This is a genomic window from Mesorhizobium sp. M2A.F.Ca.ET.067.02.1.1, assembly GCF_004023285.1.
Lineage (GTDB): Bacteria > Pseudomonadota > Alphaproteobacteria > Rhizobiales > Rhizobiaceae > Mesorhizobium.
The window spans coordinates 1-470 of record NZ_RZSB01001420.1 but is presented as its reverse complement, the minus strand read 5'-3'; the positions used below and the strand labels follow the sequence as shown (position 1 = coordinate 470).

Sequence of the window (470 nt, the reverse complement as noted above, 5' to 3'; positions counted from 1 at the left end):
AGGTGTATTCGAATGGCGCGACGACCGAGGCTTCGGCGTGGCGGTAGGCCGCCGTCATGAGGATCTGGCCGAGGCCGCCACAAAAGCCGGCAAAAACTAGGAGCGCCGCCTGCAGCGGCGTCAGCGCCTGCCAACCGAAAGGCAGCGTGAAGAGCGACAGCACCGAAGCCGTCGAGGAGAACCATAGAACGATGGTCGCCGTCTTCTCCGTCTGCACAAGGTTGCGCACCAGGAGCATGGCGACGGCCGAAATCGCGGCGGCGATCAGCGCGGCCATGACGCCAAGCACCTCCTGGTCGTCGAGGCCCTGATCGGAATTGAGCAACGTCAGTTCGGGCCAGGAGATGACCAGCACGCCGGCAAGACCGACGACGACCGCGCTCCAGCGATAGACGCGGATCGTCTCGCCGAGGAAGATCGAGGAAAACACGACGACCAGCAGCGGCTGGGCGTAGTTGAGCGTAATCGCC

The 470-nt window shown here is 64.3% G+C and carries 1 protein-coding gene; it reads right to left on the bottom strand.

Translation table 11 applies throughout. The features are described 5' to 3' along the window. Nucleotides 1-470 (bottom strand): EamA family transporter (locus EOA28_RS38135; protein WP_148671232.1); only part of this gene is annotated, 470 nt, incomplete at both ends.